Annotated in this window: 1 protein-coding gene; it reads left to right on the top strand. The window is 70.9% G+C overall.

The genetic code is table 11. The features are described 5' to 3' along the window. A partial coding sequence (locus AC1DSF_RS31370; RefSeq protein WP_478184209.1) for a hypothetical protein occupies positions 1–374 on the top strand: 374 nt, incomplete at both ends.

The following is a 374-nucleotide window of genomic DNA, read 5'->3' as shown; positions in this document are numbered from 1 at the left end:
CGACCCGAACCGAGGCTGGGAAATCGCCGCCCAGCTCGCCGTGGACTGGATCCGCCAGGAATGCGCAGACCAACGCGCCAGCGGCGTCCTGGTCATGAACGCCTTCGGCGCTGAGCAGTCCATCCCCGCGCTACGCCGATTCGCCACAGAGCACGCAGCCACGACGCCGCGTGCGGGCCGGAACCGCGTTGGCAGTGGCATCGGCCCCGTTCTCGCCTACGTCCCGACCGAGCGCACCCTCGACTTCGCCGCAGGCCTGGCCCGCGGTTCGTCGATCGCGGTGGTCGAGGGAAGCAGCTTCCCGCTGCAGGGCTGGGCACGCGAGCTTGGCGCCGTCGACCTAACCCGCCCTGACGAACCTCCGGCTCCGATCG

The sequence above is a fragment of the Variovorax sp. 01N429 genome (assembly GCF_056399425.1).
The sequence above is the reverse complement of the archived record's forward strand: the minus strand, read 5'-3'. Positions and strand labels throughout refer to the sequence as shown.